At 73.7% G+C, this 426-nt stretch carries 1 protein-coding gene; it reads right to left on the reverse strand.

Features of this window, described 5'->3' with window-relative positions:
* A partial coding sequence (locus RM812_RS42510; RefSeq protein ID WP_311586403.1) for a hypothetical protein occupies positions 1 to 337 on the reverse strand: 337 nt, incomplete at its 3' end.
* Between the last annotated feature and the right edge of the window lie 89 nt (positions 338 to 426).

Below are 426 nucleotides of genomic sequence, written 5' to 3' on the forward strand. Positions count from 1 at the left end.
GCAGCACGAAACCCTCCAGCAGCCCCAGCACGTCGTCCGCGCGCCCCTCCTGGGCGACGTCGTACCCGGCGGCCCGCAAGGCCCCCTCGCACGCGCCGCGCACCGCGCGGGCCTCTCTGGCGAGCGTGGTGATGAGCTTGTGCTCGGCACGGCGCCGGGCCTTGCTGCCCAGCTCATGCCGGTCGACGGCGGCGCGCTCCTCGGAGGTCACGTAGCGCGGCGCGAATGTGATCAGCACGCCTTCCTCCGGGACGGCCGTGACGGTGGCGCGCCCGCGGTGCGCGGCCGGGATCGAGACGAGTGCGTGCGTGGTGGCGTCGCGGACGGAGGCGGTCATGGAAGCGGTGCTTTCTGCACAGGCGTGCGGCTGACGTTGGCGTTCCTCAGAGGAGGAGGAGCGTCGTGGGTGGTCCCGCCGGGGCCGTA

Source organism: Streptomyces lancefieldiae (assembly GCF_031845825.1).
In the GTDB taxonomy this organism is placed as follows: domain Bacteria; phylum Actinomycetota; class Actinomycetes; order Streptomycetales; family Streptomycetaceae; genus Streptomyces; species Streptomyces lancefieldiae.